Here is a 4,327-nt window from a genome sequence, read left to right on the forward strand (position 1 = left end):
GCGGCGGGGAGGGCGGTGAGCAGGCGGTACGGGCCGATCGACGCCCATTCGGCGACCGGCCCGAACCGGGGCTGGGCGCGGGCCGCCCGGGCCGCCGCGACCGCTTCCCGCCAGGCGTCGGACAGCCCGCCCAGCCCCTGGCGTGGTACGGCCGCCCCTGCGACGACCCCCGACCCGGCTCCCTCGCAGAGCCGGGCGACGGCGGCGAGCACGGCGGCGAGCGCGTCTCCCGACCGGAGCCGCACAAGCAGCGCGACAGCTTCCGCGGCTTCCGCGCCGCCCTCCGCCCACGCGGAGCCCGCACCGAACGCCGCCGCGCGGTGGTCGGTGGAACCGACCGTCTCCGTACCGGCGGACTCCGTGCCGGCGGGCTTCCGTTCGGTCGGCTCGGCCATGGGCGCCGGTGCGTCGGATGCCGGTGCGCCGGGTGCCGAGTCGGTCCGTGCGTCCGCGGCGGTCCGCAGGGCTCCGGCGCCGCTCGTCGTCGGGTGCGCCGTCTCGTCGTACTCCGGGCCGGTGGGCGTACGGCTCGGCGGCTCGGCCCCGCCCGATGCGTCCGGCTGTGCGGCGTGCGCGGGGTGTTCGGGCGCGGACGCGTGGCCGGAGGGTGCGGCGTCGTGGAGTCCGTACGTACGGTCCGTTCCACCGCCCACAGGGCCCTGCGCGCGGCCGGACCCCCCGCCCCACCCTCCGTACGCCACCCCGCACACCGCCGCCGTGCCCGGGACCACCCGTAGCCCCGGGGTCTCGTCCCGCCACGGCGCCACGCACAGCAGCACATGCAGGCCTTCCGCGCTCGGGCCCAAGGTGGTGCGCAGACCCGTCAGGGCCATGTCGCGCTGCCAGCCGCGCTCCGACGTCAGCGCCGCGCGGAGTTCACGGCTCAGATCCGCGCCCGCCTTCGCCTCCTCCGCCAGCAGGTCGCCTATCCGGGCCGTCACCTCCATGGCCGCCGCCAGCCGGGCATCACTGGGCCCCGGATCGGAGTCGTCGAGGAGCCAGACGTATCCGAGGACCCCGCCCCGGTGCCGTACGGGCAGACAGATCCGGCCACGGTAGACACCCGCGTCCGGGGCCGCCGGGATCCGGACCGGACCCCGTGCCCGGGTTATGCCGAAGCCCTCGAACCACGCGCGCACTGCCGGTGTCGACTTCCGGGTCAGGATCGAACGCGTTCTGACCGGGTCCATCGCCGAGTCGTCGTCACTGTCGTGCGCGCCGAAGGCGATCAGCCCGAAATCCCGGTTCTCCAGCGTCGCGGGCACGCCGAGCAGCGCCGTGATCTCGTCGACCAGTTCCTGGTAATCGCCCTTCATCCGGCCATTCTCGCACCGCCTTCAGACAGATGTCTGAGATCCCGGCCACGGATGCGTGACACCTGTCGATGGCAGACGATCGGGACGATCCGTAAGTTTCACAGTGGCTCTCCGTGACCCGCCGTACCGCGCCGGCCCCCGACAGCCCACCGTCTCCACCCTCGATCTCACCGTGCCACCGTGGAGGTGCCCAGTGCTGGGTCCCGTGATCCTTGCCGCGTCGCGCAGCGACAGAATGCGCCGTGTCGTCTCGGCGGCCCCGGTCACCAAGCCCGTGGTGAACCGTTTCATCGCAGGTGAGTCCATTGAGGAGACCAGCCCCGTCGTCGAAGCGATGGCCGCCCGCGGGCTGGAGGTCACCCTCGATGTCCTCGGCGAGGACATCACCGACCCGGCCGCGGCCCTGCTCGCCCGCGACGCCTACCTCCGGCTGATCGAGGCCCTCACCCCCCTCGAACTGGGCCCCCGCGCCGAGATGTCCGTCAAGCTCTCCTCGTTCGGCCAGGCACTTCCCGGCGGGCACGACCTCGCGCTGAAGAACATCACCGCCGTCGTCGAGGCCGCCGCCGAGATCGGCACCACGGTCACCCTCGACATGGAGGACCACACCACCGTCGACTCGACGCTCGCCATCCACGCCGAGCTGCGCGAGCGCTTCCCCGAGACCGGCGCGGTCGTGCAGTCGTATCTCTTCCGCACCGAGGACGACTGCCGCGCGCTGGCCGCCGCCGGTTCGCGCGTACGCCTGGTCAAGGGCGCCTACAAGGAGCCCGCGTCCGTCGCGTACCAGGACAAGACCGAGGTCGACAAGGCGTACGTGCGGAGTCTGAGGATCCTGATGGACGGCTCCGGCTACCCGATGGCCGGCACCCACGACCCGCGCCTCATCGCGATCACCCAGGAGCTCGCGCACCGCGCCGGACGTAAGCTCGACCAGTACGAGTTCCAGATGCTGTACGGCATCCGCGAGGCCGAGCAGAACCGCCTGGCGGCCGAGGGACACCGGATGCGGGTCTACATCGCGTACGGCACCGACTGGTACGGATATTTCATGCGCCGCCTCGCCGAGCGCCCCGCAAACCTCACGTTCTTCCTGCGCTCGCTGGTCAGCCGCGGCTAGGGCGCCGACTCGCGTACGCCCGGACCGCCCACCGCCCCCCGACTGACCCACTGATGAAGGAGATTCGGCAACCATGGACGCTGTGACCCGTGTTCCCGCGCCGGTCAACGAGCCGGTGCACAGCTACGCGCCCGGCTCGCCCGAGCGCGCCCGTCTCGAAGTCAAGCTCAAGGAGCTGGCCGAGAACCCCGTCGACCTGCCGATGACCATCGGCGGCGAGAAGCGGATGGGCGGCGGCGAGCGCGTCGATGTCGTACAGCCGCACAACCACCACGCCGTGCTCGGTACGTTCGCGGGCGCCACCCAGCAGGACGCCCAGGACGCGATCGACGCCGCGCTCGCCGCCGCCCCCGGCTGGCGCGCGATGGCGTTCGACGACCGCGCCGCGATCATCCTGCGCGCCGCCGAACTGCTGGCCGGCCCCTGGCGTGAGACGCTCGCCGCCGCCACCATGCTCGGCCAGTCCAAGACCGCCCAGCAGGCCGAGATCGACACGCCCTGCGAGCTGATCGACTTCTGGCGGTTCAATGTCGCGTACGCCCGTGACCTGCTCGCCGAGCAGCCGGTGGCCAACTCGCCGGGCGTCTGGAACCGGCTCGACCACCGCCCGCTCGAAGGGTTCGTGTACGCGATCACGCCCTTCAACTTCACGGCGATCGCGGGCAATCTGCCCACCGCGCCCGCGCTGATGGGCAATGTCGTGGTCTGGAAGCCGTCCCCGACGCAGACGCTGGCCGCCGTGCTGCTCATGGAGCTGCTGGAGGAGGCCGGGCTGCCCAAGGGCGTCATCAATCTGGTGACGGGCGACGGGATCGCGGTCTCCGAGGTGGCCCTGGCCCACCCGGACCTGGCCGGTATCCACTTCACCGGTTCGACCAGGACCTTCCAGCACCTGTGGAAGACGGTCGGCAACAACATCGAGAAGTACCGTTCGTACCCGAGGATCGTCGGCGAGACCGGCGGCAAGGACTTCGTGGTCGCCCACCCGAGCGCCGACCGTGCCGTGCTCAAGACCGCGCTGACCAGGGGATCCTTCGAGTACCAGGGCCAGAAGTGCTCGGCGTCCTCGCGCGCGTACATTCCGGCGTCGATCTGGAACGACGGCTTCAAGGAGGAGTTCGCCGCCGAGACCGACGGGATCGCCATGGGCGATGTCACCGATCTGGGCAACTTCATCGGCGCCGTCATCGATGAGCGCGCCTTCGCCAAGAGCAAGGCGGCGATCGACCGCGCGGCGGCGGACCCGACGTGCACGATCGTCGCGGGCGGTACGTACGACGACTCGGTCGGCTATTTCGTACGGCCGACGGTCATCGAGTGCGGCGACCCGGAGAACGAGGTCTTCACGACCGAGTACTTCGGCCCGATCCTCGCGGTGCATGTGTACGAGGACGCGGAGTACGAGTCGGTGCTCGCGCAGATGGAGTCGGTGAGCGCGTACGCCCTGACCGGCTCGGTCATCGCGAACGACCGGGCGGCGGCGGCCGACGCGATGGAGAAGCTGCGGTACGCGGCCGGGAACTTCTACATCAACGACAAGTCGACCGGCGCGGTGGTCGGGCAGCAGCCGTTCGGCGGCGGGCGCGCTTCCGGTACGAACGACAAGGCGGGGGCGCCGCAGAACCTGATGCGGTGGACGCTGACGCGCTCGATCAAGGAGACGCTGGTGCCGCCGACGGACTACCGCTACCCGCACATGGGCTGAGGCCTGGCGCTGGGCCGGGCTGGGCCGGGCCGGGCCTGGGGCGCTGGCCTTGGACCGGCCTGGGCTGGGGTGCTGGCGCTGGGCCGGCCTGAGGCGAGGCCCTGGGCCGAGGCGTCCGGTCCGGATCGGGTTCGGCTTCGGCCGTGTGCCATGCCCGTGTCCCGGCCTGGTCGGTCGTCCGCCCCA

At 71.6% G+C, this 4,327-nt stretch carries 3 protein-coding genes; 2 read left to right on the forward strand and 1 reads right to left on the reverse strand.

Going from position 1 to position 4,327, the window contains the following annotated elements; genetic code table 11:
- Positions 1 to 1,316 (reverse strand): PucR family transcriptional regulator (locus WH07_RS41605; RefSeq protein WP_232789157.1); only part of this gene is annotated, 1,316 nt, incomplete at its 3' end.
- Positions 1,317 to 1,509: 193 nt separating this feature from the next.
- On the opposite strand from WH07_RS41605, the gene WH07_RS34115 reads away from it, so the two are divergent.
- A complete protein-coding gene (locus tag WH07_RS34115) occupies positions 1,510 to 2,436 on the forward strand; it encodes a proline dehydrogenase family protein (protein ID WP_046508759.1) in 927 nt (308 codons plus the stop codon).
- A gap of 73 nt (positions 2,437 to 2,509) precedes the next feature.
- Complete coding sequence (gene pruA, locus WH07_RS34120) at positions 2,510 to 4,141, forward strand: L-glutamate gamma-semialdehyde dehydrogenase (RefSeq protein WP_046508762.1); 1,632 nt, start codon at positions 2,510 to 2,512, stop codon at positions 4,139 to 4,141.
- Positions 4,142 to 4,327: the final 186 nt, after the last annotated feature.

Source organism: Streptomyces odonnellii, assembly GCF_000981895.1.
GTDB lineage: Bacteria > Actinomycetota > Actinomycetes > Streptomycetales > Streptomycetaceae > Streptomyces > Streptomyces odonnellii.